Annotated in this window: 24 protein-coding genes and 1 pseudogene; 21 read left to right on the top strand and 4 right to left on the bottom strand. The window is 69.5% G+C overall.

From position 1 onward, the window contains the following. The first annotated feature begins 24 nt into the window (after nucleotides 1–24). The 13 genes from AJAP_RS27395 to AJAP_RS27335 all read left to right on the top strand — a co-directional run bounded on the left by AJAP_RS27395 (nucleotide 25) and on the right by AJAP_RS27335 (nucleotide 13,465). Nucleotides 25–693, top strand: coding sequence for a M15 family metallopeptidase (locus AJAP_RS27395; protein WP_038516586.1), 669 nt, complete (start codon nucleotides 25–27; stop codon nucleotides 691–693). A gap of 9 nt (nucleotides 694–702) precedes the next feature. Beyond that, nucleotides 703–2,025, top strand: a complete 1,323-nt coding sequence (locus AJAP_RS27390; RefSeq protein ID WP_038516584.1) for an MATE family efflux transporter — start codon at nucleotides 703–705, stop codon at nucleotides 2,023–2,025. A 188-nt stretch (nucleotides 2,026–2,213) separates the two neighbouring features. Further along, nucleotides 2,214–3,524: an MFS transporter gene (locus AJAP_RS27385; protein ID WP_038516581.1), complete on the top strand. Its 1,311-nt coding sequence runs from the start codon at nucleotides 2,214–2,216 to the stop codon at nucleotides 3,522–3,524. Nucleotides 3,525–3,553: 29 nt separating this feature from the next. Continuing rightward, nucleotides 3,554–4,477, top strand: a complete 924-nt coding sequence (gene truB / locus AJAP_RS27380) for a tRNA pseudouridine(55) synthase TruB (RefSeq protein ID WP_073846702.1) — start codon at nucleotides 3,554–3,556, stop codon at nucleotides 4,475–4,477. Between the two features lie 39 nt (nucleotides 4,478–4,516). Next, a complete protein-coding gene (locus AJAP_RS27375; RefSeq protein WP_073846703.1) occupies nucleotides 4,517–5,479 on the top strand; it encodes a bifunctional riboflavin kinase/FAD synthetase in 963 nt (320 codons plus the stop codon). A gap of 117 nt (nucleotides 5,480–5,596) precedes the next feature. After that, complete coding sequence (locus tag AJAP_RS27370) at nucleotides 5,597–6,079, top strand: helix-turn-helix domain-containing protein (protein ID WP_038516575.1); 483 nt, start codon at nucleotides 5,597–5,599, stop codon at nucleotides 6,077–6,079. Then, nucleotides 6,076–6,585: an RNA 2',3'-cyclic phosphodiesterase gene (thpR, locus tag AJAP_RS27365; protein WP_038516573.1), complete on the top strand. Its 510-nt coding sequence runs from the start codon at nucleotides 6,076–6,078 to the stop codon at nucleotides 6,583–6,585. The genes AJAP_RS27370 and thpR overlap by 4 nt, the downstream gene beginning before the upstream one ends. 128 nt (nucleotides 6,586–6,713) lie before the next feature. Continuing rightward, nucleotides 6,714–6,983: a 30S ribosomal protein S15 gene (gene rpsO / locus AJAP_RS27360; protein WP_003084034.1), complete on the top strand. Its 270-nt coding sequence runs from the start codon at nucleotides 6,714–6,716 to the stop codon at nucleotides 6,981–6,983. A 237-nt stretch (nucleotides 6,984–7,220) separates the two neighbouring features. After that, nucleotides 7,221–9,470, top strand: coding sequence for a polyribonucleotide nucleotidyltransferase (locus tag AJAP_RS27355; protein WP_038516569.1), 2,250 nt, complete (start codon nucleotides 7,221–7,223; stop codon nucleotides 9,468–9,470). Nucleotides 9,471–9,567: 97 nt separating this feature from the next. After that, entirely contained in the window at nucleotides 9,568–10,932 is a 1,365-nt protein-coding gene (locus tag AJAP_RS27350; RefSeq protein ID WP_016332618.1) for a M16 family metallopeptidase, read from the top strand. Further along, nucleotides 10,929–11,675, top strand: coding sequence for a 4-hydroxy-tetrahydrodipicolinate reductase (gene dapB / locus AJAP_RS27345; protein ID WP_038516564.1), 747 nt, complete (start codon nucleotides 10,929–10,931; stop codon nucleotides 11,673–11,675). The genes AJAP_RS27350 and dapB overlap by 4 nt, the downstream gene beginning before the upstream one ends. Further along, on the top strand, nucleotides 11,672–12,121 hold the full coding sequence (locus AJAP_RS27340) for a tetratricopeptide repeat protein (protein ID WP_038516561.1): 450 nt from the start codon (nucleotides 11,672–11,674) through the stop codon (nucleotides 12,119–12,121). The genes dapB and AJAP_RS27340 overlap by 4 nt, the downstream gene beginning before the upstream one ends. 393 nt (nucleotides 12,122–12,514) lie before the next feature. Continuing rightward, complete coding sequence (locus AJAP_RS27335) at nucleotides 12,515–13,465, top strand: hypothetical protein (RefSeq protein WP_148311575.1); 951 nt, start codon at nucleotides 12,515–12,517, stop codon at nucleotides 13,463–13,465. Nucleotides 13,466–13,497: 32 nt separating this feature from the next. Here AJAP_RS27335 and AJAP_RS27330 read toward each other — a convergent pair whose 3' ends face one another. After that, the gene (locus AJAP_RS27330; RefSeq protein ID WP_037343090.1) at nucleotides 13,498–14,019 is read right to left on the bottom strand and encodes a YqaA family protein; all 522 of its coding nucleotides are present in this window, start codon (nucleotides 14,017–14,019) and stop codon (nucleotides 13,498–13,500) included. A 149-nt stretch (nucleotides 14,020–14,168) separates the two neighbouring features. Between AJAP_RS27330 and AJAP_RS44865 the strand changes: the two are divergent. Next, nucleotides 14,169–14,624, top strand: a pseudogene (locus AJAP_RS44865) (GtrA family protein); the annotation flags it as partial. An 18-nt stretch (nucleotides 14,625–14,642) separates the two neighbouring features. Here AJAP_RS44865 and AJAP_RS43135 read toward each other — a convergent pair. Beyond that, on the bottom strand, nucleotides 14,643–15,203 hold the full coding sequence (locus AJAP_RS43135; protein WP_084098354.1) for a GNAT family N-acetyltransferase: 561 nt from the start codon (nucleotides 15,201–15,203) through the stop codon (nucleotides 14,643–14,645). 59 nt (nucleotides 15,204–15,262) lie between these two features. Here AJAP_RS43135 and AJAP_RS27320 point away from each other — a divergent pair, with 59 nt between their 5' ends. After that, nucleotides 15,263–16,483, top strand: a complete 1,221-nt coding sequence (locus AJAP_RS27320; protein ID WP_038523922.1) for a winged helix-turn-helix domain-containing protein — start codon at nucleotides 15,263–15,265, stop codon at nucleotides 16,481–16,483. Nucleotides 16,484–16,666: 183 nt separating this feature from the next. Then, the gene (locus AJAP_RS27315; protein WP_038516553.1) at nucleotides 16,667–17,152 is read left to right on the top strand and encodes an HAD domain-containing protein; all 486 of its coding nucleotides are present in this window, start codon (nucleotides 16,667–16,669) and stop codon (nucleotides 17,150–17,152) included. A gap of 73 nt (nucleotides 17,153–17,225) precedes the next feature. Here AJAP_RS27315 and AJAP_RS27310 read toward each other — a convergent pair whose 3' ends face one another. Both AJAP_RS27310 and AJAP_RS27305 read right to left on the bottom strand, forming a co-directional pair. Further along, on the bottom strand, nucleotides 17,226–18,143 hold the full coding sequence (locus AJAP_RS27310; RefSeq protein ID WP_038516550.1) for a DUF4097 family beta strand repeat-containing protein: 918 nt from the start codon (nucleotides 18,141–18,143) through the stop codon (nucleotides 17,226–17,228). An 11-nt stretch (nucleotides 18,144–18,154) separates the two neighbouring features. Further along, complete coding sequence (locus AJAP_RS27305) at nucleotides 18,155–18,679, bottom strand: toxin-antitoxin system HicB family antitoxin (protein ID WP_038516547.1); 525 nt, start codon at nucleotides 18,677–18,679, stop codon at nucleotides 18,155–18,157. A 133-nt stretch (nucleotides 18,680–18,812) separates the two neighbouring features. Between AJAP_RS27305 and thyX the strand changes: the two genes are divergently transcribed. The 5 genes from thyX (at nucleotide 18,813) to AJAP_RS27280 (ending at nucleotide 24,363) form a co-directional block, all read left to right on the top strand. Continuing rightward, nucleotides 18,813–19,565, top strand: coding sequence for an FAD-dependent thymidylate synthase (gene thyX / locus AJAP_RS27300; protein WP_005156312.1), 753 nt, complete (start codon nucleotides 18,813–18,815; stop codon nucleotides 19,563–19,565). Continuing rightward, on the top strand, nucleotides 19,565–19,957 hold the full coding sequence (locus AJAP_RS27295; RefSeq protein WP_016332627.1) for an ACT domain-containing protein: 393 nt from the start codon (nucleotides 19,565–19,567) through the stop codon (nucleotides 19,955–19,957). The genes thyX and AJAP_RS27295 overlap by 1 nt, the downstream gene beginning before the upstream one ends. An 82-nt stretch (nucleotides 19,958–20,039) precedes the next feature. Beyond that, nucleotides 20,040–21,545 (top strand): serine/threonine-protein kinase, encoded by a 1,506-nt coding sequence (locus AJAP_RS27290; RefSeq protein WP_038516544.1) that lies wholly within the window; start codon nucleotides 20,040–20,042, stop codon nucleotides 21,543–21,545. 110 nt (nucleotides 21,546–21,655) lie between these two features. Next, the gene (gene dapA / locus AJAP_RS27285; protein ID WP_038516541.1) at nucleotides 21,656–22,669 is read left to right on the top strand and encodes a 4-hydroxy-tetrahydrodipicolinate synthase; all 1,014 of its coding nucleotides are present in this window, start codon (nucleotides 21,656–21,658) and stop codon (nucleotides 22,667–22,669) included. Next, nucleotides 22,666–24,363: a ribonuclease J gene (locus AJAP_RS27280; RefSeq protein WP_037343103.1), complete on the top strand. Its 1,698-nt coding sequence runs from the start codon at nucleotides 22,666–22,668 to the stop codon at nucleotides 24,361–24,363. Before dapA ends, AJAP_RS27280 begins: the two co-directional genes overlap by 4 nt. The last annotated feature ends 204 nt before the right edge of the window (nucleotides 24,364–24,567 follow it).

Here is a 24,567-nt window from a genome sequence, read left to right as displayed (position 1 = left end):
GGACGCTCGTGGACAGTGGGGTCCATGTCTTCGTTCGTGTCGTTGTCGGATCCTCACATCGCCGCCGTGCCCGTCCGGGAATGCGGGGAACCCCTGGTGGACCTGCGGGAAACCGGCGCCATCCGGATCGACCCCCGGCTCGCCGACGAACGGGGCGCCTTCGCGCACGTGCGGCTCAGCGTCGCGGACCGGCTCGTCGCGGCGCAATGCCAGCTCCCGCGCGGGCTGCGGCTGCTCGTCGTCGAGGGATTCCGGCCGAGGGAGGTGCAGGAGCGGTACTTCGCGGACAGCATGGCCAGGATCGCGCGCGCCACCCCGGAGTGGTCGTCCGGGCGGGTGGCCGCCGAAGCCGCCACCTACGTCTCACCGCCCGAAGTCGCGCCGCACGTCGCCGGGGGAGCGGTGGATCTCACGCTGTGCACCGTCGACGGCGTCGAACTGCCGATGGGGACCGACGTGAACGCGACACCGCCGGAGTACGGAACGGAATGCTTCACCGAGTCCGCGCTGATCGACGCCGAAGCACGCGCGAACCGGGAAACGCTCATCGACGCGATGACCACGACCGGATTCGTCAACTATCCGAGCGAATGGTGGCACTGGTCCTACGGGGACCGGTACTGGGCGTTCACCACCGGGGTGAAGCACGCCCGCTTCGGTCCAGCGGATGGGACTGTCGTACCAGACCTTTAGTCTCCAGGGGTGCCTGAAGCTTCCGAACCCGACGAACGCGTCCCGCCGAAACGCGTCCTCGGCCTCGCCGTGCCCGCGCTCGGCGTCCTCGCCGCCGAACCGCTGTACGTCCTGGTGGACACGGCCGTCGTCGGGCATCTCGGCGCGCTGCCGCTGGCGGGTCTCGCCGTCGGCGGTGTCGTGCTGTCGCAGGTTTCGAGCCAGCTGACGTTCCTGTCGTACGGCACCACCTCACGGACGGCGCGGCTGCACGGCGCCGGCCGTCGTGGTGACGCCGTGCGCGAAGGCGTCCAGGCGACCTGGCTGGCGGTGATCGTCGGGCTGGTGGTGATCGTCGCCGGGCAGCTGCTGGCCGCGCCGATCGCCCGCGTCCTGTCCGGAGACGCCGCGATCACCGACGCCGCCGTCTCCTGGCTGCGGATCGCGCTGTTCGGCACGCCGTTCATCCTGATCACGATGGCGGGCAACGGCTGGATGCGCGGCGTGCAGGACTCCGCGAAACCGTTGCGCTATGTCCTGGCGGGCAACGGGATCTCGGCCGTGCTGTGCCCGGTGCTGGTGTACGGCGCGGACTGGGGGCTGGAAGGTTCGGCGATCGCGAACGTCGTCGCGCAGGTGATCTCGGCGTCGCTGTTCATCGCGGCCCTGGTGCGGGAGCGGGTCCCGCTGCGCCCGGAGCCGAAGGTGATGCGCGCCCAGCTCGGCCTCGGCCGGGATCTGGTGCTGCGCAGCCTCGCGTTCCAGGCGTGCTTCGTCTCGGCCGCCGCGGTCGCCGCGCGGACGTCCACCGAGGCCGTCGGCGCGCATCAGGTCGTGCTGCAGCTCTGGACGTTCCTCGCGCTGGTGCTGGACTCGCTCGCGATCGCCGCGCAGTCGCTCGTGGGCGCCGCGCTCGGCGCCGGGGCGAGCAAACGGGCGCGCGGCGTGTCGAACCAGATCACCGTCTACGGCCTGGTGTTCGGCTGCTTCCTCGGTGTCGTGTTCGCGTCCGTGGCCGGGGTGCTGCCGCGAGTGTTCACCTCGGACGCGGCCGTACTCGGCCAGATCCCGCACGCCTGGTGGTTCTTCGTCGCGCTGCAACCGATCGCCGGGGTGGTGTTCGCGCTCGACGGCGTCCTGCTCGGCGCGGGCGACGCCGCCTTCCTGCGCAACGCGACCCTGCTGAGCGCGGCGGTCGGGTTCCTGCCGCTGATCTGGTTGTCGCTCGCCTTCGGCTGGGGGCTGGCCGGGATCTGGACCGGGCTCTCGCTGTTCATGCTGCTGCGGCTGGCGACCCTGCTGGTGCGGTGGCGCTCGGGCCGGTGGGCCGTGGAAGGCGCCGTCCGCGTTTAGTCCTCTGGATGCGGTCCTTGCGCGCGCAACCACCGCATCCAGAGGACGAAACGCGGTGGGGTGGTCTCGTGCTGTGGCGAAAACCACCCGGGTAACGGGTATGTTTCGCCGTTGCTTAGGAGCTACAACTATATGAGGCGGCAGTGCGGGCGTCTCACCGCCCGAAACCGCGCCCAAGGAGGACCACTGTGACAGGCCGAGCCACCCGCCGGTCCTGGTTCATCTGGTTGGCCGCCGTCACCGTCTACCTCCTCGCCGTCTTCCACCGCACCTCGTTCGGCGTCGCCGGGCTCCAGGCCGCGGACCGGTTCGGGGTCGGCGCCGCCGCGCTCGGCACGTTCACCGTCCTGCAGGTCGGCGTCTACGCCGCGATGCAGATCCCCACCGGCGTCCTCGTCGACCGCTACGGCCCGCGACGGGTGCTCACCGGTGCCGTGTTCTTCCTCGGTCTCGGCCAGATCCTGCTCGCGGTCGCCGATTCCTACCCGCTCGGCCTGCTCGCCCGCGCCGTCGTCGGCTTCGGCGACGCCCTGACCTTCGTGAGCATCCTGCGGCTGATCGCCGCGCATTTCCCCGGCCGCCAGTACGCCCTGCTCGCCGCGCTGACCGGGGCCATCGGGTACGTCGGCAACCTCGCCGCGACCCTCCCGCTCGGCCTGCTGCTCGACGGTCCCGGCTGGACCCCGACGTTCCTCGCCGTCGGCCTGGTGACGGCGCTCTACACCGCCGTCGTCGCCCTCCGCGTCGAAGACATCCCGCGCGGCCTGCCGGAGCCCGTGCGCGAAAAGGTCCATCCGAAGGTGCTGGGCCGCCAGGTCGCCGACGCGTGGCGCACGCCGGGGACCCGGCTGGGGTTCTGGGTCCACTTCAGCACGATGTTCGCGCCCAACGTGCTGACCATGCTTTGGGGTGTCCCGTTCCTGGTGCAGGGGCAGGGATATCCGAAGGCCACCGCGAGTTCGCTGCTGATCGTCTTCGTGTTCGGTTCGATGATCGGCGGCCCGGTGATCGGCGGCCTGATCGGACGGCGCCCGTCGCTGCGGATGCCGCTCGTCGGCTGGTACATCGGCGGCGCCGCGGTGATGTGGGCGGTCCTGCTCGGCTGGAGCGGCACGATGCCGGTCGCCGTCCTGGTGCCGGTGTTCGCGTTCCTTTCCCTCGGCGGACCGGTGTCGATGATCGGTTTCGCGCTGGCACGGGACTACAACCCGCTCGCGCGCGTCGGCACCGCGACCGGGGTGGTGAACGTCGGCGGCTTCGTGGCCACGACGATCTCGGCGCTCGCGGTCGGTGTCCTGCTGGAGTGGACGGGCGGCACGTTCCGCCTGGCGCTGCTGTCGGTCATCGCGGTGCTCGCGTTCGGCACCTTCCGGATGCTCGTGTGGTGGCGGCGTACCCGCGCCGTGCTGTTCGAGGCGGAGGCCCGCGGCGAGGCGATCCCGGTGCAGATCCGGCGCCGTCGCTGGGACGCCGAAGCGCCGCTGCCCGTCTCGTCCTAGGCAGAGAGCCGAAAGATAGGGTTCGGCCCGTGTCGCGCCCCAATCAGGCTCAAGCCAGCAAACGTCCCGCCCCGCCGCCCGGTCTCGTCATCGTCGACAAACCGTCCGGGATGACCTCCCACGACGTCGTCGCCAGGGCGCGGCGCTTCATGGGCACCCGCAAGGTCGGGCACGCCGGCACCCTCGACCCGATGGCCACCGGTGTCCTCGTGCTCGGCATCGAACGCGCGACGAAACTCCTCGGCCACTTGGCGCTGGACCGCAAGACCTATCTCGCGACCCTCTCCTTGGGACTGTCCACCACGACCGACGACGCCGAGGGCGAGCCGATCGCCGAAGCCGCTCCGGACGTCGTCGAGAAGATCACCGACGAGGCGATCGCCGCCGGGATCGCCGCGCTGACCGGCGACATCCAGCAGGTGCCGAGCGCGGTCAGCGCGGTGAAGATCGACGGCAAGCGCGCGTACGCCCGCGTCCGGGCGGGTGAAGAGGTCGTGATCCCGCCGCGGCCGGTCACCGTGCACCGGTTCGATCTGCTCGCCACGCGCCGCGAGGCCGGCCGGATCGAACTCGACGCGATCGTCGAGTGTTCGTCGGGGACCTACGTCCGGGCACTGGCCCGCGATCTCGGCGCCGGACTGGGCGCAGGCGGACATCTGCTCGCGTTGCGGCGCACCACGGTCGGGCCGTTCACCCTCGCCAAAGCCCGCACTCTCGATCAGCTCGAGGACAAGCCGGAGCTTTCGCTGGACCTCGACGCCGCCGTCGCCGCGGCGTTCCCGCGCCGCGATCTGGACGCCCGCACGGCGCAGGCGGTCCGATATGGACAGAGGGTGCCCGCGGCCGGGATCACGGGCACGTACGGGATGTTCGGACCGGACGGCCGGGTGCTCGCGCTCGCCGCGGACGAAGGCGAACTGGCCCGGTCGGTGGTCGTGTTGCTGCCCGCCTAGGGTGGTGCACGGAGCTGGCCTGGAGGAGACGGGGCACAAGTGCAGCGTTGGCGTGGTTTGGGTGACCTCCCCGGGAGCTGGGGACGGTGCGTGGTGACGATCGGCGTCTTCGACGGCGTGCACCGCGGTCATCAGGAGCTGATTTCGAGGACGGTCCGCGCCGCCGCCGAACGCGGCGTGCCGAGCGTGGTGCTCACCTTCGACCCGCATCCGTCGGAGGTGATCCGGCCGGGCAGCCATCCCGCGCAGCTGACCACGTTGCGCCGCAAGGCGGAACTGGTCGAGGGCCTGGGGGCGGACGTCTTCTGCGTGCTGCCGTTCACCCTGGAGCTGTCGCGGCTGACGGCGCACGAGTTCGTCCACGAGGTGCTGGTGGACAAACTGCACGCGGCCGCGGTGATCGTGGGGGAGAACTTCACCTTCGGCGCCAAGGCGGCCGGTGACGTCGCCCTGCTCCGCACGCTGGGGAAGCGGTTCGGTTTCGTGGCGCAGGGCGCGGAACTGCAGGGTCTGCTCGCGCAGGAGCAGGCGGACAACGACATCACGTTCTCCTCGACCTACGTCCGCTCGTGCATCGACGCGGGGGACGTCGTGGCGGCGTCCGAGGCGCTCGGGAGGCCGCATCGGCTGGAGGGCATCGTCGTCCGGGGCGACGGCCGGGGGCACGACCTCGGTTACCCGACGGCGAACCTGTCGACGCCGCGTTTCGCGGCGGTGCCCGCCGACGGTGTCTACAGCGCTTGGTTCACCCGTTCGTCGGATTCCGGCCGCCGGCTGCGCGCCGCCGTGTCCGTCGGGACCAATCCGACCTTTTCCGGGCGGGAGCGCACCGTCGAGGCCTTCGTCCTCGACATCGACGAGGATTTCTACGGACAGCACGTTTCGCTCGATTTCGTCGCCAAGCTGCGGGATCAGGTCCGGTTCACGACGTCGGAAGGTCTGGTGAAGCAGATCGACGAGGACGTCGCGCGGACCAGGGAACTGCTCGGCGAGCAGGACTGACCGGACGCGGCCACGGCCGGACGAGAATCGACAAACACGCCCGCCTGGGTGCGTTCCGGTGGCAAGATGTCACGGACCGCGCGCATGGCGTTCGATGGGGTTAGGGGAGCGGACCAGGTGGAGGACCACAAGATCGTCCAGCGGAACATAGCGCTGCAGAAGGAGTGGTACGGGGAACCGCTCGGCGATCGCGTGCGGAGACTGGTCGTCGCCTTCGACATCTCCCAGGCCTTCCTCGCCGAGGTCCTCGGCATCAGCGCCCCCATGCTCAGCCAGGTGATGAGCGGCCGTCGCGCGAAGATCGGGAACCCGGTCGTCCTCGCCAAGATGATCATGCTGGAGCGCAAGGTGCTCGTCCCCGCGGTCGCCGCGGGCGACCGCAAAGCCATGCAGGAAGCGCTGGAAGACGTCCGCGACTCGCGGCCGACGGTGGGCCGGGACAGCATCCCGGTCGGTGCCGTCGCCGACGACCAGGGCGTGCTCGTCGCGCTGCGGGACATCGGCGAGGACGAAGACCTCACCGAGGCCGCGAAGCTGCTCGACGAAGACTTCCCGTCGCTGGCGGACCTGCTGCGCCGGGCGGCCAAGAACGGCTCGTGACCCTCTTCAGCGCGCTGATCCCGCCGGACGGCGTCCTCGACCAGGTCGCCGCCGCGGTGGGCACTCCCGGAGGCGACGGTTTCCGCTGGTCGCCGCGGGAGGACTGGCACGTCACCCTCGGTTTCTACGGCGCGGACGACCCGGCGGAACGAGGCGACTGGCTCGCCGGACGGCTGGCGGACGCGGGCCCGCTCGACCTCCGGCTGGAAAAGGCCGCGACATTCCCCGGGGTCCTGTGGTTGAGTGTGTCCGGAACCGGGCTCCACGAGCTGGCCATCAAGGCCGGCGCGGAGAGTGAGGGCAGGCCGTACGTGGCCCACCTGACACTGGCCCGCTTCCCCCGCGACCGGCCGGACGCCGCGAGCGCGTGGGAGGAGCGGCTGGCCGGGTTCACCAGTGAGACTTGGACGGCTACCGAGGCCGTTCTGATGAGCAGTGACCGTGAGCAGGGCGTCTCGCGCTACCGGGTGATCCGGTCGTACGCGTTGAACCACGCCCGCGACTGAAGCCGCTGATCACGAGGCTGGTAACCTCGATGATTGGGTCCGGCTGCAGTCCGTGGCGGCCGTGACCGTCTCACCCGGCGTGAAGCATCGTCCGGGCCGCACGGCACAGAGTATCTAGGAGCACCACTGTGGCTTTGTCCACCGAAGAGAAGAAGTCGATCCTTGCCGAGTACGGCGTGCACGACTCGGACACCGGATCCCCGGAGGCCCAGGTCGCGCTGCTGACCAAGCGCATCGTCGGCCTCACCGAGCACCTCAAGGCTCACAAGCACGACCACCACTCCCGTCGCGGGCTTCTGCTGCTGGTCGGCCGCCGCCGCCGGCTGCTGAACTACGTGATGAAGGTGGACATCGAGCGTTACCGTGCGCTGATCCAGCGCCTCGGCCTGCGCCGATAGCTTGAACCCGAGGGGGAGTGACCACATCGGTCGCTCCCCCTCGGTCCAAGTACAAGGAAACACGCGGCGCGAGCGCGCACGAGGAACCGTCCGCCGGTCCTCGGTAGTGGTTCCCGGGCAACGGCCCGGGGGCTTCGATCGAAGACCGGCCTCACTCCTCGAGCGTCCGCAGGCGAAACAGGTCCCAGGGTGGGAGACTCGCGCCGTTACAGAGGATCAAAAGAGGAGATACACCCTATGACCGACTCCACCGGAGTCACCGTGCACGAAACCGAAGCCGTGATCGACAACGGCCGTTTCGGCACCCGCACCGTTCGCTTCGAGACCGGCCGCCTGGCCCGTCAAGCCGCCGGCGCCGTCGTCGCGTACCTCGACGAAGAGACCATGCTGCTCTCGGCGACCACCGCGTCGAAGCACCCGAAGGACCACTTCGACTTCTTCCCGCTGACCGTGGACGTCGAGGAGCGGATGTACGCCGCCGGACGCATCCCCGGCGCGTTCTTCCGTCGCGAAGGTCGCCCGTCGACCGACGCGATCCTGACCTGCCGCCTGATCGACCGGCCGCTGCGCCCGTCGTTCGCCGACGGTCTCCGCAACGAGATCCAGGTCGTCATCACCGTCCAGAGCCTCAACCCGGACGACCCGTACGACGTGCTCGCGATCAACGCGGCCTCGGCCTCGACGCAGATCGCCGGACTGCCGTTCTCGGGCCCGGTCGGCGGCGTCCGCGTCGCGCTGATCGAGGGCCAGTGGGTCGCGTTCCCGACCTGGAAGCAGCTCGAAGAGGCCACCTTCAACATGGTGGTCGCCGGCCGTATCGTCGGTGACGACGTCGCCATCATGATGGTCGAGGCCGAGGGCACCGAGCAGACGCTCGACCTGATCGCCGCGGGCGGCAAGGCGCCGGACGAGATCGCCGTCGCCGAGGGCCTCGAGGCCTCGAAGCCGTTCATCAAGGTGCTGTGCGAGGCCCAGCAGCAGCTGGCCGAGCTGGCCGCCAAGCCGACCGGCGAGTTCCCGGTCTTCCTGGCCTACGAGCAGGACGCCTTCGACGCCGTCGCCGCCATCGCGACCGACGACCTCGCGAACGCCCTGACCATCGCGGGCAAGCAGGACCGCGACAACGCGACCGACCAGGTCAAGGCCGCGGTGCTGGAGAAGATCGGCCTGGGCGAGGGCGAAGCCTTCCAGGGCCGCGAGAAGGAGATCGGCGCGGCGTTCAAGGCCCTGTCGAAGAAGATCATGCGCAAGCGCGTCCTCACGGACAAGATCCGCATGGACGGCCGCGGCCTGACCGACATCCGGTCGCTCGCCGCCGAGGTCGCCGTGATCCCGCGGGCGCACGGTTCCGCACTCTTCGAGCGTGGAGAAACGCAGATCCTGGGCGTCACCACGCTGAACATGCTCCGCATGGAGCAGCAGATCGACTCGCTCTCCCCGGAGACCACGAAGCGGTACCTGCACCACTACAACTTCCCGCCGTTCTCCACCGGCGAGACCGGCCGCGTCGGTTCGCCGAAGCGGCGCGAGATCGGCCACGGCATGCTCGCCGAGCGCGCCCTCGTGCCGGTCCTGCCGAAGCGGGACGAGTTCCCGTACGCGATCCGCCAGGTCTCCGAGGCGCTGGGCTCCAACGGCTCCACCTCGATGGGCTCGGTCTGCGCCTCGACCATGGGTCTGCTGAACGCGGGTGTCCCGCTGAAGGCGCCGGTCGCCGGCATCGCCATGGGCCTCATCTCCGACGAGGTCGACGGCGAGACCCGCTACGTCGCGCTGACCGACATCCTCGGCGCCGAAGACGCCATGGGCGACATGGACTTCAAGGTCGCCGGCACCAAGGACATCATCACCGCGCTGCAGCTCGACACGAAGCTCGACGGCATCCCGTCGGAGGTCCTCGCGGCCGCGCTGAAGCAGGCGAAGGACGCTCGCCTCACCATCCTGGAGGTCATCGCCGAGGCGATCGACGGCCCGGACGAGATGAGCCCGTACGCGCCGCGCGTCACCAGCGTGAAGATCCCGGTGGACAAGATCGGCGAGGTCATCGGCCCGAAGGGCAAGATGATCAACTCGATCACCGAGGAGACCGGCGCCGACATCTCCATCGAGGACGACGGCACGATCTACGTGGGCGCGGCCGACGGCCCGTCGGCGGAGGCGGCGATCGACAAGATCAACGCCATCGCCAACCCGCAGCTGCCCAAGGTCGGCGAGCGCTTCCTCGGCACCGTGGTGAAGACGGCCGCGTTCGGCGCGTTCGTCTCGCTGCTGCCGGGCAAGGACGGCCTGGTGCACATCTCGAAGCTGGGCAACGGCAAGCGGATCGCCAAGGTCGAGGACGTGGTCAACGTGGGCGACAAGCTCCGCGTCGAGATCGCCGACATCGACAACCGCGGCAAGATCAGCCTGATCGTGGTCAAGGAAGACGAAGCCGCCGAGAAGCCCGCCGAGGGTGACAAGGCCGAGGCCCCGAAGGCCGACGCGTAGCAGTCCTGGCTAGACCGATGTGAAACGTCAGGAAAGGGTCGTTCAGGACATTTATCGTCCTGAACGACCCTTTCCTGACATGTGAGTAAGGAATCCGTTGGCTCGTCAGGTTCCCGGGCACGAACAGCCCGTCGGCAGCACCCGCACGCTGGAGTCCACTTCGGACGGCGCGGTGGTCAAGCGCAGTGTGCTGGCCGGTGGCCTCCGGGTCATCACCGAACACGTCCCCGCGTCCCGTTCGGTGACGGTCGGGCTGTGGGTCGGCGTCGGATCGCGCGACGAGCCGTCGTCGGTCGAGGGCGCGGCGCACTACCTCGAACACCTGCTGTTCAAGGGCACCACGAACCGGGACGCCACCCAGATCGCCGAAGAGATCGACGCGGTCGGCGGGGAGTTCAACGCGTTCACCGCGAAGGAGCACACCTGCTACTACGCGCAGGTGCTCGACGAGGATCTGCCGCTGGCGATGGACCTCGTCACCGACGTCGTGTTCGAGGCGCTGTGCACGGACAAGGACGTCGAGACCGAGCGCAGTGTCGTGCTCGAAGAGATCTCGATGCGCGACGACGACCCCGAAGACCTGCTGCACGAGACGTTCGTCGGCGCGATCCTGGGCAACCACGCGCTCGGCCGTCCGGTGCTCGGCAGCGAGAAGTCCATCGTCGAGATGTCCGCTTCGGCACTGCGCGGGTTCTACCGGCGCCGCTACACGCTGCCGCGGATGGTGCTCGCGGTCGCCGGGAACATCGAGCACGGCCAGGTGCTTCGCTTGGTGCGCAAGGCTTTGCGGAACCGGTTGACCGGAACGGCGACACCCGTCCCGCCGCGGGGCGGGCGGGCACGGATAGCGATGGCGCCGAAACTCGCGCTGCACACCGACGACACCGAGCAGGCGCACGTGATGCTCGGCCTGCGTTCGCTGTCGCGGCACGACGACCGGCGGTTCGCGCAGTCGGTGCTCAACGCCGCGCTCGGCGGCGGGATGAGCTCGCGCCTGTTCCAGGAGGTCCGCGAGAAGCGCGGCCTGGCGTATCAGGTGTATTCGTCCGTCGCGAGCTACGCCGACGCCGGGCACATGGCCGTGTACGCGGGTTGCCAGCCGGAGAAGCTCGGCGAGGTCGCCGGCGTGATCCGCGAGGTGCTCGAACTCGTCGGCAAGGACGGGCTGAGCGAAGCCGAGGTCGCGCGGGCGAAGGGGCAGTTGCGGGGCGGGCTCGTGCTCGGCCTCGAAGACACCTCGTCGCGGATGTCGCGGATCGGCAAGAACGAACTGAACTACGGCCGCTATCTCGGCGTCGACGACACGGTGGCGCGGATCGACGCCGTCACCACCGAAGAGGTCTGTGCGCTCGCTCGCACTCTGCTCGCCCGCCCTGGTGGCGTGTCGGCGGCGGCGGTGGTCGGGCCGTACGCTCACGCCGACGACCTTCCGGACGATCTGCACGAGGTGATCGCATCATGACCGCTGGGATTCGCGTCGGCGTGCTGGGCGCACGCGGCCGGATGGGCCAGGAAGTGGTGAACGCCGTCAACGGCGCCGACGACATGGACCTCGTCGCCGCGCTCGACGCCGGTGACGACTTCGCGGCACTCAAGCAGGCGCAGGTCGTCGTCGACTTCACCCATCCCGAAGCGGTGATGGGCAACCTCGAGTTCCTGACCGGCAACGGGATCCACGCCGTGGTCGGCACCACTGGGTTCAGCGAGGAGCGGCTGGAGAAGCTGCGCTCGTGGCTCGCGGCCGACCCGTCGCTCGGCGTGCTCATCGCGCCGAACTTCGCGCTCGGCGCGGTGCTGGCGATGCGGTTCGCCCAGCAGGCGGCGCGGTTCTACAACTCGGCCGAGGTCATCGAACTGCACCACAACCGCAAGGCCGACGCGCCTTCCGGCACCGCCGCGCACACCGCGCGGCTGATCGGCGAGGCCCGCGCGGAAGCCGGTCTCGCTCCCGGTGAAGACGCGACGACGTCCGAAGTGGACGGTGCCCGCGGCGCACTCGTCGACGACGTCCGCGTGCACTCGGTCCGGCTCCCCGGGCTGGTGGCGCACGAGGAGATCCTGTTCGGCGGCGAGGGGGAGACCCTGACCATCCGGCACGACTCGCTGCACCGCACGTCGTTCATGCCGGGTGTGCTGCTCGGCGTGCGCTCGGTGCTCACGCGGCCCGGCCTGACGGTCGGTCTCGAGAACATCCTCGACCTGTGAGGGCCCGCAACTTCGCGCTGGTGATGACGGCGGCGCTCGCCGTCTACGTCGTCCTGCTGGCGGGCCGGGCCATCGCGTTGCTGCGCACCGGCGAGACGGTGCCGGTGATCTTCGGCATCGGCGTCCTGCTGCTGCCGGTGCTCGGGATCTGGATCATCGTCACCACCTGGCGTTCCGGCGTCCAGATTCAGCGGCTCTCGCGGCGGCTGGACGAGGAAGGCGGCCTTCCCGACGTCTCCAATCTGCCGCGGCGGCCCTCGGGCCGGGTGGACCGCGACGCCGCGGACGCCTGGTTCGACGAACGCCGCGCCGAGGTCGAGGCGGATCAGGAGAACTGGCGCGTCTGGTACCGGCTGGCGTACGCGTACGAGATCGCCGGGGACCGGAAACGGGCCCGCGCGACCATGCGGCGCGCCGTGGAACTCGAAGCCGCCTCCCGCACTTAGAGGACTAAATTCGGGGGCGCTGGACGTGAGTAGAGGGCTCATCGCGGACGACGTCAGCCAAGATTTCGGCGGTTCGGCCGGGGGTTCACCCGGATGCGGACGGTAATAGGCGCCCTTTGCGACCGAAGTGGCATACGGGACTCCTGCGTTCAATTCAGTTGCAGACGGTAGTTCGTCGACAACCAGCGCGGCGGTATGTCGCGCACCTTTCGGCTCGGAAGATCTAGCCCGGGTGGGTTGTCGAACGAGGGGCCGTCGATGGTGTCAACCGGTAAGCATCCGCAAAGCTGCTCGAACGCTACGGGGCACGTCTGCAAATGTGGCAACTGCGGCGGGTCCCAACACGGTTGGGAAGGTTGGGTCACACTCGCTCGGGAACCGGATCAAACGCGGGTGGCCAAGCGTGACTCGATCCTCAAGAAGCTGGCCAAGTGGTGTTCCCCCGAGCGCAAGAAGACGCAGAACCAGCCTGCTCGGGAAGCGAGCATGGATCTGATGCGCCTTGACGCCGCCGAATGGCTGGCGCGTAATGCCGCCGGAGCGGCGCACACGCCGCCTCCACCTCAGCGGAAGGGGCCTGAACGCACCGCGGGGGACAGCCCTGAAGGCCGGCGGCCTGACGCTGAGACAAGTGACAACGCCGAACGGATCGGCGCGATGAACGTATCCGATTTCGAAGCTCATGCCGGATCGGCTGCTGTCATGGACATCCGCACCCCGCCGGATGTCGTGGATCAGGTGAACGTCATCGCAAAGGCGATGACTGAAGACATCTGGCAGGAGATTGTCGAGAGTCTTCCTGGAAGTCCCGACGAAGTCAGGGCGATCCGTTTGCAGCTGGCTGATCACGGCTGGTGTGACCTTCTCGTCGGGTTCGTGCTGGTCTTGGAGAAGTTCGGCAAGGCTGTCGACACGGTCCCTGAAAAGGCCAAGAAGCTCATAGTCGAGGCGATTCGCAGGTCCAGCAAACAGGAGAAGCGGACACAGCTCACCGAAGTCGTCGTGGGGATGATCGTGGACAAAGCGTGGGGAGCCTTCAAGGCCGTAGCGATTGCACAATCGCCGGTACTCGGCGTACTCGCCAATGACGAACTACTGCGGAACCTCCGCATGCTCGCGGTATTCATCTGTCCAGCACCGGAAAAGCACGAGGAAGTGCGGAACCACGCCGTGGACCCCTTGGTCAAGGACGCATGCGGCTACGTGTCGGCCGAGGCCAAGGAATGGCTGGGGAAGCAGTTCGACCAGTGGATCGAGCGCGTTGAAGGGCAGGGCGAACGCGGCGGCGCGAGTGAGCCCGGCCATACTGCCGAACCGCAGGTCGCTCGTACCTCACTCAAGTGATGCCCACGGCACAGTCGACATCGAAGCCAGGCTCAGTAGTGGAACCAGCCCGCGAACAGGGCGGGGGAGGCGGCCAGCAGGCTGAACCGCAGCCAGCGGCCCACGAAACCGGTGGCCAGGAAGGTCGCCAGCGGCATCCGCACCAGGCCCGCGAGCACACTCGTGGCCATGTACGGCGGCAGGCCGACGACCGAACTCACCCCGTACGTGCCCGCCATCCAATGCGGATGCCGATGGCACCGCTCGCGCAAGGCGTCGAGCCGGGCGCGCATCTTCTTGGTGCGTGCCCGCCACCGTTCCCGGCGTGGGGTGGGCGGCCGCTCGCGGTGCAGGCGGTCGTGCAGTGGTTTCGGCAGCTTGATCGTGCCCTTCGCGGCGAGGTAGTAGAGCGTCTTCCCGCCCACCTGACCGGCCGCGACGATGGCGCCGAGCAGCAGCCACGGCAGCGTCGGCTGGCTCGCGCACAGGCCGATGAGGAACATCTCGATGCTGACCACGGGGAGGATCGCGGAGCCGAAGGCGACGCCGAACGACAGGAGCAACCAGCCCACCATCGTTGCCTCCCCGTTATCTTCGTTCTCTCCAAGTTATCAGCTGAAAACCTGGACGCACTGGGGCCAGCCCCCGTTCCCGGCCTCGGGGCCGCACCAGAAGATCACCTGTTCGTCGGCTCGCGGCCACTTGCCGCTGCCATGCTGGAGCCGTGGCCGACGTGCACGACGCGGTCCGCGGCAAGGGTTTCGCGGATCGCTTCGCCGACTTCTGCGCGGCCGTGGTGCGGCGCCTCCCCTTCGGGCTTTCCCGGCTGGTGGCGCCGAGTTTCCTCGGTTTCGCGCTCATCAACGGGTTCACCTTCGGGGTCGACCTGATCCTGCTGACCCTGCTCCGCGGCTGGCTCGGCCTGCCGGTGTGGCTGGCGATCACACTCGCCTACGCGACGGCGTTCGGGCTGAGCTTCGTCTTGAACCGCAGCATGAACTTCCGCTCGCACGCGCCCGTCGGCAGGCAGGCGGTGCTGTACGTCATCGCGATCGTCATCAACTATGTGGCGTTCCTGCTCGGCGTCGGCGCGGGATTGGCCGCGCTCGGCGTCGACTACCGCCTGTCCCGGCTCATCGCCGGGGCGTGCGAAGGCGTGTTCATGTACTCGGTGATGCGCTGGGTCGTGTTCGCGAAGTCAGGGAGTGAGCTCGAGGTCGAGCCCGCCGGTGAGCCGGACTTCGCGCACGTTCGTGCTTCCGGTGTCGAGGATGCGGACGGTCCCGTCGGGCGACCAGCCCGCGCGGCGGAAGAAACCCAGTGACGCGTGATCGGTCTGGGCGACCCAGCTGATCCCGCGGGTGGCGCCGTCCTCGCGCAGCCAGGCGGACGCGTTCGCCAGCAACCGTCCCGCGTGCCCGCGCCGTCCCCAGCGAGGCTCGACCAGCAGCGAGGCGATGAGCGCCGTCGTCGAAGCGTCGTCGGGCAGCGAACCGTCGGCCGTGGCGACCTCGCTCACCGGGGCGCGGCCGACGACGCAGAAGCCGACGGTGAACTCGCCTTCGGTGGCGAGGAAGACACGCGTGCCCGGGTACTCGATCGTCTCGATCCAGGTCTTTTCGAGCTCCTCGATGTCGAGCCCGGCGACAGCCGCTTCGCCGAGCAGCTCCGTGTAGGCGCTTCGCCAGGTATCGCGCTGGATGCGGGCGATCTCGGGGGCGTCGGACACGACTGCTGGGCGGACTTCGGCGGCGGCCATACTGCGCAGATTATCGGTGTCGCCGAAAACTGTCGGTGGTGGATGGCAGCATGCGCACGATGAGCACTACGACCATCAGCGGTCCGGTCGCGCGCCGGATCGCCCTGGCCGCACAAGGGTTCGCCGACGCGCGTCCCGGTGGAGCGGTGACGAGGAGGCATCTGCAGCGCGTGCTGTCGCGGATCCAGTTGCTGCAACTGGATTCGGTGAACGTCGCGGTCCGCGCGCACTACATGCCGTTGTTCTCCCGGCTCGGCGCGTACGAGCCCACGCTGGTGGACGACGCGGCCTGGTCCCATTCGGCGCGCAAACCCCGGATGCTGGTCGAATCCTGGGCGCACGAGGCGAGCCTGCTGCCGGTGGCGGACTGGCCGCTGTTGCGGTCCGGGGCGAAGCGCATGGGCTGGTGGACGAACTACGCGCGCGTGCTGGACCAGACGCCGCAGCTGGTGGACGACATCCTGACCGTGATCAAGGAACAGGGACCGATCGGCGCGGGTGGCATCGAGCGCGCGCTGGAGGGCAAGTCGGGTGGTTCGAGGCCCGGTTCGTGGTGGGAGCGGTCCGAGGTCAAGAAGGCCTGCGAGTGGCTTTTCGGCATGGGGCAGCTGACCACCGGCACGCGCCGGTCGTTCGAGCGGCTGTACGACCTGACCGAACGCGTCGTCCCGCCGGAGATCCTGTCGCGGACCGTGAGCCCGGAGGAAGGCGCCCGCGAACTGATCACCCGCGCGGCCGTCGCGCTGGGCATCGGCACCGAACCGGATCTGCGGGACTACTACCGGCTGGGCCCCGACGTCAGCAAGCGGGCGGTGGCGGAACTGGTCGAGGAGGGTGTGCTGGAACCGGTGACCGTGGACGGCTGGCCCGCCCCGGCATACCGGCACGTCGCGGCGAAGGCGCCGAGGTCGGTCACCGGCCGGGCCCTGCTGTCGCCCTTCGACCCGCTGATCTGGGAACGCGCCCGCACCGAGCGCATCTTCGACTTCTTCTACCGCATCGAGATCTACGTGCCCGAGCCGAAGCGGATCTACGGGTACTACGTGTTCCCGTTCCTGCTCGACGGCGAACTCGTCGGCCGGGTCGACCTCAAATGCGATCGCGCCGCCGGGGTGCTTCGCGTCCAGGGCGCCTTCGCCGAGCCTGGGGTGGATGTCGCGCGGGTCGCCGGTGAGCTGGCGGGCGAGCTGCGGCTGATGGCGGAATGGCAGGGGCTGGACGGGGTCGCGGTGGGGGAGCGGGGCGATCTCGCTCCGGTGCTCTCACGCCTCGTGCGCTGAGCTTCGCGAACGCTATGAAAGGTCCTTTCCTTGCAAAATTTGCAAGGAAAGGACCTTTCATAGCGTCGGCGCCTCTCGCGGGGAGGTCGTTGATGAAGGATTCGGGACACTCAACGTCCCGAATCCTTCATCAACGGCCGATTCGTGAGTGGAGGGCAGCGCGCCCTCAGGCATCATGGCCCGATGCGGCCGGTCTTGTTCCTCGACGTCGACGGCCCGCTGAACCCGTTCGCCGCCAAGCCCAAACCGCCGGGATTCGTCGAGCACAAGTTCCGGATCCGGGGCTGGAGCCGGCGGCATCCACTGCGGATGTGGCTCAACCCGGGCCACGGGACGGCGCTGCTCGACGCGGCCGGGAACGCGGAGCTGGTCTGGGCGACCACCTGGGGGCACCAGGCGAACACCATGGTGGGCCCGGCCATCGGCCTGCCCACGCTTCCCGCCGTGGACTGCGCGAACGTCGACAGCGGCTGGAAGTTCGACGCCGTCGCCCGCTACGCCGGGCCGCGCCCTCTCGTCTGGCTGGATGACGATTTCGACCTGTATCCCGCCGCCAGGGACGCGTTCCTGGCCCGGCGGGACGGGATGGTCACGCACCTGGTGCGGGTCGATCCGCGCACGGGTATCACCGATGTCCATCTGGCGGCCGTTCGCGAGCACCTGAAATGAGCAAGGGACCTTTGCTCCCACCCCCGTGGAAAAGTGCGAGCAAAGGTCCCTCGATCCCCCTGCAGACCGCGGCTCAGCCGGCCGCGCTGGTCACCACCGCGTCACCCGTGCCGGTACGCGCCCGCACCTTCAGCGAGACCTCCGAAGGCGCGCTCTCCGCGACCTCCAGTTCGCTCGACACCGATCCGGTCGTCGACGAGAGGTCGATCTCCGCCTGGACACCGCCGCGGATCCCGACGCGGACCTCACCCGATCCGGTGGTCAGTTCCAGCGTCCCGGAAGCGGCGTCCGCCACTGAGAGGGAGCCACTGCCGGTGCGCGCCAGGACCTCGCCCGCGACCTCGCCGAGCCAGACGTCACCCGTGCCGGTCGCGACCGTGGCCGAACCGCTCACCGACGCCGCCTCGACGGAGCCGCTGCCGGTGCGCAGCTGGAGACCGGACAGGGTCGGCCCGAGCTTGATGTCGCCGGTGCCGGTGCGGACGATCGCCGAACCGTTGGCTCGTTCGAGCGCGATCTTGCCCGCGCCGGTCATGAGGTCGGCCCGTCCGGCGGAGCCGGTGACCGTCACGTCGGCCGCCCCGGCCCGCACCTCCAGATGCGAACCGGCGGGCGCCCGGACGGTCACGGCGAGCGGGACGTTCTTCAGCTGCCAGGCCTTCGGCGCCTGGACGACCAGCCGGTTGCCGACCTTCTCGATCCGCGTCTGCGCCACGGCGTCACTCACGGAGCCCGCCGACCCCACCGGTGAACCGCCGAGCTGGTCGCCGAAACGTTCCCCGACCCAGCTGAGCAGGCTCGTCATGCCGTCCACCCACGGCTGCTGTTCGCCGCCGTCCCGGCGGACCTCGGTGTGGACCCCGTTCCCGTCGGTCAGTTCGATGGTCACCCGGCCGATGGCCACGCTCACGTCGACCTCGATCGGGCCTTCGGCCTCGAAGTCCTCGACGCGCACGGTCTCTTCACCGGCGGGAATGCTTTCCTCGGTCATGTCCGTCCCCCTCAGCCCTGGACCCAGCCGTGCAGGTGCGAACCGGCACCGCCGCCAGGCTTCTGCTTGTGCTGCCAGTGCTCGCTCCCGCTCTTGCCCAGCGCGCCCTGGACGGCCTGCGAGACGAACGTGTTCAGCGAAACGCCCTGCGAGGCGGCCGCGGCTTCGGCCTGGCCCTTGACCTGCTCGAACAGGCGCAACGTGATGCGGGTGATGTCGCCCGTGTCCACCTTGGGCGCGCGCGGGGTCTCCCGCGGCGCCTCGGAGCGGGGCGCGGACTGCTCGGCGCCCTCACCCGCACCGGTGACGACGACGCGCACGTCGCGGCCGTCGAGCCGGACGTCGACGACGTGCCCCGGCAGCGCCGAAGTCACTTCGGCGGCGAGGTCGGCGAGAGCGTTCATGATGGTCAGTCGGGCGGCGGGCTCCAGCGCCGACGACAGCAGCGCGGCAGCGCGCCGCGTCTGCTCGTCGCCGGCCGAAGCCGTGTTCGCGAGGTCCTCGCGAAGGCTCGTGATGTACGGCGTCAGATCCATGACACCACTATGACGTCATGCGTGATGTCACGTCAAGGAGACCTGACGTCACCGTGATGTCGCCCCGGCGTCAAAGACGCTTGCGGTTACGCTGCCCGGAGTCGTGGAGCAGGGGTCGAAAAGGAGTGCGAACGTGGCCGAGACCGTGTCACCCAAGGTTCAACTGATCGCGAAGACGGAGTTCTTCCCGCCGTCCGACGTACCGTGGTCGACCGATGCCGACGGTGGTGAGGCGCTGGCCGAATTCGCGGGCCGGGCCTGCTACCAGTCCTGGAAGAAGCCGAACCCGAAGACGGCCACCAACGCCGGCTACCTCGAGCACATCATCGACGTCGGCCACCTGTCGGTGCTGGAGCACGGCTCCGTCAGCTTCTACATCACCGGCATCTCCCGGTCGCTGACGCACGAGCTGATCCGCCACCGTCACTTCTCCTACTCGCAGCTCTCGCAGCGCTACGTGCCGGAGCGCGACGCCGCGTTCGTCGAGCCCGACGTCATCGCGCAGGACCCGGAGCTGCACGCGAAGTTCCTCGCCGCCTCGCAGGCCGCCGTCGATGCCTACACCGAACTGCTCGCCGGGCTGGAGGAGAAGTTCGCCGACGTGCCGAGCGCCACCCTGCGCCGCAAGCAGGCCCGCCAGGCCGCCCGCGCCGTGCTGCCGAACGCGACCGAGACCCGCATCGTGGTCACCGGCAACTACCGCGCCTGGCGGCACTTCATCGCGATGCGCGCCACCGAGCACGCCGACGTCGAAATCCGCGCCCTGGCCATCGACTGCCTGCGCGAGCTGCAGAAGGCCTCCGGCAACGTCTTCGCGGACTTCACCATCTCCGCGCTGCCCGACGGCACCGAGGTCGCGTCCAGCCCGAAGGTTCTCGAGGGCTGATGCGACGCCTCGCGATAGACGTCCGGCCCGGCGAGTACGCGGTCGCCCGCCTCGCCCCGGACGCGCCGGTTCCGGCGAACCTGCTCGACCCCGGCGAGCCCGTGCTGATCTCCCTCACGCGGACGCCGGAAGAGCTGTCGGTGATCTGCCCGGCCGGTCTCGCGCCGGCCGGGGCCACCGTCGAGGACGGCTGGCGGCTGCTGTCGGTCCGCGGACCGCTCGCGTTCACGCTGACCGGCATCATCGCGGCGTTGTCGAGCGAGCTCGCCGCCGCCGGCGTGGCACTGTTCTCGATGTCCACATTCGACACCGACCACGTGCTGGTCCGGGCCGCCGAACTGGAGCGCGCGGTGAAGGCGCTCCGGGAGGCCGGGCACGAGGTCACGGTCTGATCCATCAGCCGGGCGAAGGAACCTTTCGGGACGCGAACGGGTCCGAGTTAGCATCCTGCGCGAACCGAAGGAGCACCGAACCTTGACCGACGAACAGACCCGTCCGTACGGGCCGCCCCAGCAGACGCAGCAGGCCACCGGCGCGCGGATCGTCGCCGGCCGATACGCCCTGCTGGGCGAGCTCGGCCGCGGCGGGATGGGCATCGTCTGGCGTGCGCAGGACCAGGTGATCGGCCGTCAGGTGGCGATCAAGGAACTGAAGTTCCCGAACGCCCCCGAGGACGCCTCGGTGCTGTCGGAGCGGATGCTGCGCGAGGTCCGCTCCGGCGGCCGCCTCAACGATCCGGCCGTCGTCACCGTGTACGACGTCGTCACCGAGAACGGCGCCACCTACATCGTGATGGAGCTGGTCGAGGCGCCGACGCTGGCCGACCTGGTGCGCGACCGCGGTCCGCTGCCCGCCCAGCAGATCGCGCTGGTGGGGGAACGGGTGCTGTCCGCACTGCGGGCCGCGCACGCCGCCGGGATCGTGCACCGCGACGTCAAACCCGCGAACATCATGGTCGCGCCGGACGGCCGGGTGAAGCTCACCGACTTCGGTATCGCGCACGCCGCCGACGACCCGCGCCTGACCACCAGCGGCATGATCGTCGGCTCGCCCGCGTTCATGGCGCCGGAACGGGTCGAGGGCCGCGACGCGATGCCGGAATCCGACCTCTGGTCGCTGGGCACGACGCTGTTCTTCGCCGCGGAAGGCATCGTCGCGTTCGAACGGTCGACCACCGCGGCGACGCTGCACGCGATCATGACCGAGGCGCCGTACCTGACCCGGGTCCAGGGCCCGCTGGCCGCCGCGATCCTCGGCCTGCTGGTCACCAAACCCGAGGCGCGGATGTCCTACGACCAGGTGCGCAGCCTGCTCGCGGCCGCGCAGGGCGTGCAGGCCCAGCCCACGCCGCCTTCGGGCGGAACGGCGATGATGCCGCAGTCCGGCCAGCCGATGACCCGGCTCGCCCCGGCGCCCGAGGCGAAGCGCAACCTGCGCCCGTTGTGGCTCAGCCTCGCCGCGGTGGCCGTGATCGGCGCGCTGGTCGGCGGGATCTTCCTCGGCCGCTGGATGGCCGCGCCCGAGGGGAGTTCACAGGCGCAGCCGACGCTGACCTACGGCATCAACGGCCAGGTCAAGCTCGGTTCGTCCGGGGACTGCTACAACGTGCCGCTCAGAGAGGGCATCAACCTGAACGACGGGGTCAGCTGCGACAAGGACCACCTGCTGGAGATCTTCTCCAAACGGGCCCTGCTCGAAGTCGAGTCCCCCAGCGACGACGACGCGAAGATCGCCGAATACCCGGGCGCGGAAACGGTCAACCGGATCGCCGAGGCGACCTGCTCGGCGACCTTCAATTCGAACGTCGTGCCCGCGGCGCAGCGGGCGACGCTGACCTGGCGGGCGGTCGTCCCGACCGAAGCCGAGTGGAAGCGGCCGCCCGGCGAAGAGGACCACACCTACTCGCGGGGCTACTACTGCCTGCTCGCCAAGACCGACGGGAGCCAGATCCCCTCGCAGATCACGACCAAGGTCAAATAGCTCACAGAGAGTTTGCGCCGAGTTCGCCTTCGTCGCGGAAAATCTCCCGCATTCGACGGGAACGACCACGTCGGCAAGGGTTCGGCGCTCGCAGGAGGTACCTTCACAGCATGTCCACTCCACCTACCGCAGCGCCGGGAAGACCGTTCGGGCGCGTGCTCACCGCGATGGCCACCCCCTTCGACGCCGACGGGGCGCTGGACCTGAAGCGGGCGCAGGAGCTGGCCGAACACCTCGTGGAACTGGGCAACGACGGTCTCGTCGTGAACGGCACGACGGGGGAGAGCCCCACCACCACCGACACCGAGAAGGCCGAGCTGGTCCGCGCCGTCGTCGAAGCCGTCGGTGACCGCGCGACGATCGTCGCCGGGGCGGGCACGAACAACACCGCGCACAGCATCGAGCAGGCGAAGCAGGCCGAAGCGGCGGGCGCCCACGGCATCCTCGTCGTCACGCCGTACTACTCGCGGCCCAGCCAGGCCGGGCTCTACGCGCACTTCACCACGGTCGCCGACGCCTCCGGCCTGCCGGTGATGCTCTACGACATCCCGCCGCGCTCGATCGTGCCCATCGAGGTCGACACGCTGCTGCGGCTCGCCGAGCATCCGCGCATCCTCGCGGTCAAGGACGCCAAGGGCGACCTGATCGCCGGCTCCGAGGTCATCGCGAACTCGCAGCTCGCCTACTACTCCGGCGACGACGGCCTCAACCTGCCGTGGGTCTCGGTCGGCGGCGCGGGCGTGGTCAGCGTGATCGGGCACGTCGTGGCGGGCCGCATCCGCGGCATGATGGACGCCTACGAGTCCGGCGACACCTCCACCGCGCGCACCAACCACCGCGGCATGCTGCCGGTCCTGCGGGCGATGTCCCGCGTCGGCGGGGTCGCCTTCTCGAAGGCGGCCCTGAAGCTGCGCGGATTCGACATCGGCGACCCGCGGCTGCCCATCGTGGCCGCGAGCGACGAGCAGCTCCAGGCGATTTCCGCCGATCTCGCCCAGGGGGGCGTGCCGCTCGGGGAAAGCGCCGCCAGTGACTGGCATGGTGCACGAGTGGCACAAGCAGATTCAGCGGCGGCCTACACGGCGCCGACCTCACATACCAGCGTAGGGACCATGCCTCGGTGAGTTCATTGCCAACCGGACCCGGACCGACCACCCCACCGCCCGCGCTGCCCGAAGGCGCCTTGCGCGTGGTCGCGCTCGGCGGGATCGGCGAAGTCGGCCGCAACATGACCGTCTTCGAATTCGACGGCCGTCTGCTGATCGTCGACTGCGGGGTCCTCTTCCCCGAGGACGACCAGCCCGGCGTCGACCTGATCCTGCCCGACTTCCGCGCGATCGAAGACCGCCTCGAGGACATCGACGGTCTCGTCCTCACCCACGGGCACGAGGACCACATCGGCGCCGTCCCGTTCCTGCTGCGGCTCGTGCCGGACCTGAAGATCTACGGCTCCCGGTTCACGAACGCGCTGCTCGCGGCCAAGGCCAAGGAACACCGCCAGCGGCCGAACCTGATCGAGGTCCGCGAGGGCGAGCGACGCAAGGTCGGCCGGTTCGACCTCGAGTTCTTCGCGGTCAACCACTCGATCCCGGACGCGCTCGCGGTGGCCATCCGCACGCCGGCGGGGGTCGTGCTGCACACCGGCGACATCAAGCTCGACCAGCTCCCGCTCGACGGCAGGCTGACCGACCTCGCCGGGTTCTCCCGGCTCGGCGACGAGGGCGTGGACCTGTTCTGCGTCGACTCGACCAACGCCGAGGTGCCCGGTTTCGTCATGCCGGAACGCGACATCGGCCCGGTGCTCGACGACGTCGTCCGCAAGGTCGGCCAGCGGGTCATCGTGGCCTGTTTCGCGAGCCACGTGCACCGGGTCCAGCAGGTGCTCGACGCGGCCGTGCGGCACGGGCGCCGGGTCGCGTTCGTCGGCCGGTCGATGGTCCGGAACATGGGTATCGCGGCCGATCTCGGCCTGCTGAACGTGCCCGACGGTCTGCTGGTCAACCTCGACCAGGCCAGTGACCTGCCCGAGGGCAAGGTGCTGTTCGTGTCGACCGGTTCGCAGGGCGAGCCGCTGTCGGCGCTGTCGCGGATGGCGCGCGGCGAACACCGGCAGATCTCGATCCGCGCCGGCGACACCGTCGTCCTGGCCAGCTCGATGATCCCGGGCAACGAGACCGCGGTCTTCGGGGTCGTCAACGGCCTCACCCGGCTCGGCGCGAACGTCGTGCACCAGGGCAACGCCAAGGTGCACGTGTCCGGGCACGCGTCGGCGGGCGAGCTGCTGTACCTGTACAACGCGGTGCGCCCCAGCAACGTCATGCCGGTGCACGGCGAGTGGAAGCACCTGCGCGCCAACGGGGAGCTGGCCGTGCGCACCGGTGTCGCGCCGGAGAACGTGGTGATCGCCGAGGACGGTGTCGTGGTCGACCTCGTCGACGGCAAGGCCACGCGGACCGGCCGGGTCGAGGTCGGGCACGTGTACGTCGACGGCCTCTCGGTCGGCGACGTCGGCGAGTCGACCCTGTCCGACCGGCTCGTGCTCGGCGAGGGCGGGTTCATCGCCATCACCGTCGCCGTGGACACCAGCACCGGCCGCGCGGTGACGCGGCCGACGGTGTCCGGACGCGGGTTCTCCGACGACCCGAAGGCGCTCGACGCCGTGGTCCCGATGGTGGAGATGGAACTCGCCAGGACCGAGGCCGAGGGCATCACCGACACGCACCGCATCGCGCAGGCCGTGCGCCGCGTCGTCGGCCGCTGGGTCGCCGACACCTACCGGCGCCGCCCGATGATCGTGCCGACGGTCATCCCCGTCTAGTCCCGAACTGCGCGTGAAGGCCCCCTTTCCTCGACTGAGCCGAGGAAAGGGGGCCTTCACGCGCGAGTGGCGGCCGCGAGCAGCAGCGCGAAGGCGACCGTGATCGCCTGGCCGAAGAGGGCGTTGCGCGCTTTGCGCTGTTCCGCACGGGTGGGCCGGTTCATCACGAATTCCCCCGGTTTCGAGTGTTTTCCTTACCGGGCA

Origin of the sequence: Amycolatopsis japonica (genome assembly GCF_000732925.1) — a bacterium.
Classification (GTDB): domain Bacteria; phylum Actinomycetota; class Actinomycetes; order Mycobacteriales; family Pseudonocardiaceae; genus Amycolatopsis; species Amycolatopsis japonica.
This window is presented reverse-complemented; position numbering and strand designations above follow the sequence as displayed.

Excerpts from the sequence above, each read along its gene's own strand:
- AJAP_RS27395 (WP_038516586.1), top strand. The coding sequence starts at position 25 with ATGTCTTCGTTCGTGTCGTTGTCGGATCCTCACATCGCCGCCGTGCCC.
- AJAP_RS27355 (WP_038516569.1), top strand. The coding sequence starts at position 7,221 with ATGACCGACTCCACCGGAGTCACCGTGCACGAAACCGAAGCCGTGATC.
- dapB (WP_038516564.1), top strand. The coding sequence starts at position 10,929 with ATGACCGCTGGGATTCGCGTCGGCGTGCTGGGCGCACGCGGCCGGATG.
- AJAP_RS27330 (WP_037343090.1), bottom strand. The coding sequence starts at position 14,019 with ATGGTGGGCTGGTTGCTCCTGTCGTTCGGCGTCGCCTTCGGCTCCGCG.
- AJAP_RS43135 (WP_084098354.1), bottom strand. The coding sequence starts at position 15,203 with ATGGCCGCCGCCGAAGTCCGCCCAGCAGTCGTGTCCGACGCCCCCGAG.
- AJAP_RS27320 (WP_038523922.1), top strand. The coding sequence starts at position 15,263 with ATGAGCACTACGACCATCAGCGGTCCGGTCGCGCGCCGGATCGCCCTG.
- AJAP_RS27315 (WP_038516553.1), top strand. The coding sequence starts at position 16,667 with ATGCGGCCGGTCTTGTTCCTCGACGTCGACGGCCCGCTGAACCCGTTC.
- AJAP_RS27310 (WP_038516550.1), bottom strand. The coding sequence starts at position 18,143 with ATGACCGAGGAAAGCATTCCCGCCGGTGAAGAGACCGTGCGCGTCGAG.
- AJAP_RS27305 (WP_038516547.1), bottom strand. The coding sequence starts at position 18,679 with ATGGATCTGACGCCGTACATCACGAGCCTTCGCGAGGACCTCGCGAAC.
- AJAP_RS27295 (WP_016332627.1), top strand. The coding sequence starts at position 19,565 with ATGCGACGCCTCGCGATAGACGTCCGGCCCGGCGAGTACGCGGTCGCC.
- dapA (WP_038516541.1), top strand. The coding sequence starts at position 21,656 with ATGTCCACTCCACCTACCGCAGCGCCGGGAAGACCGTTCGGGCGCGTG.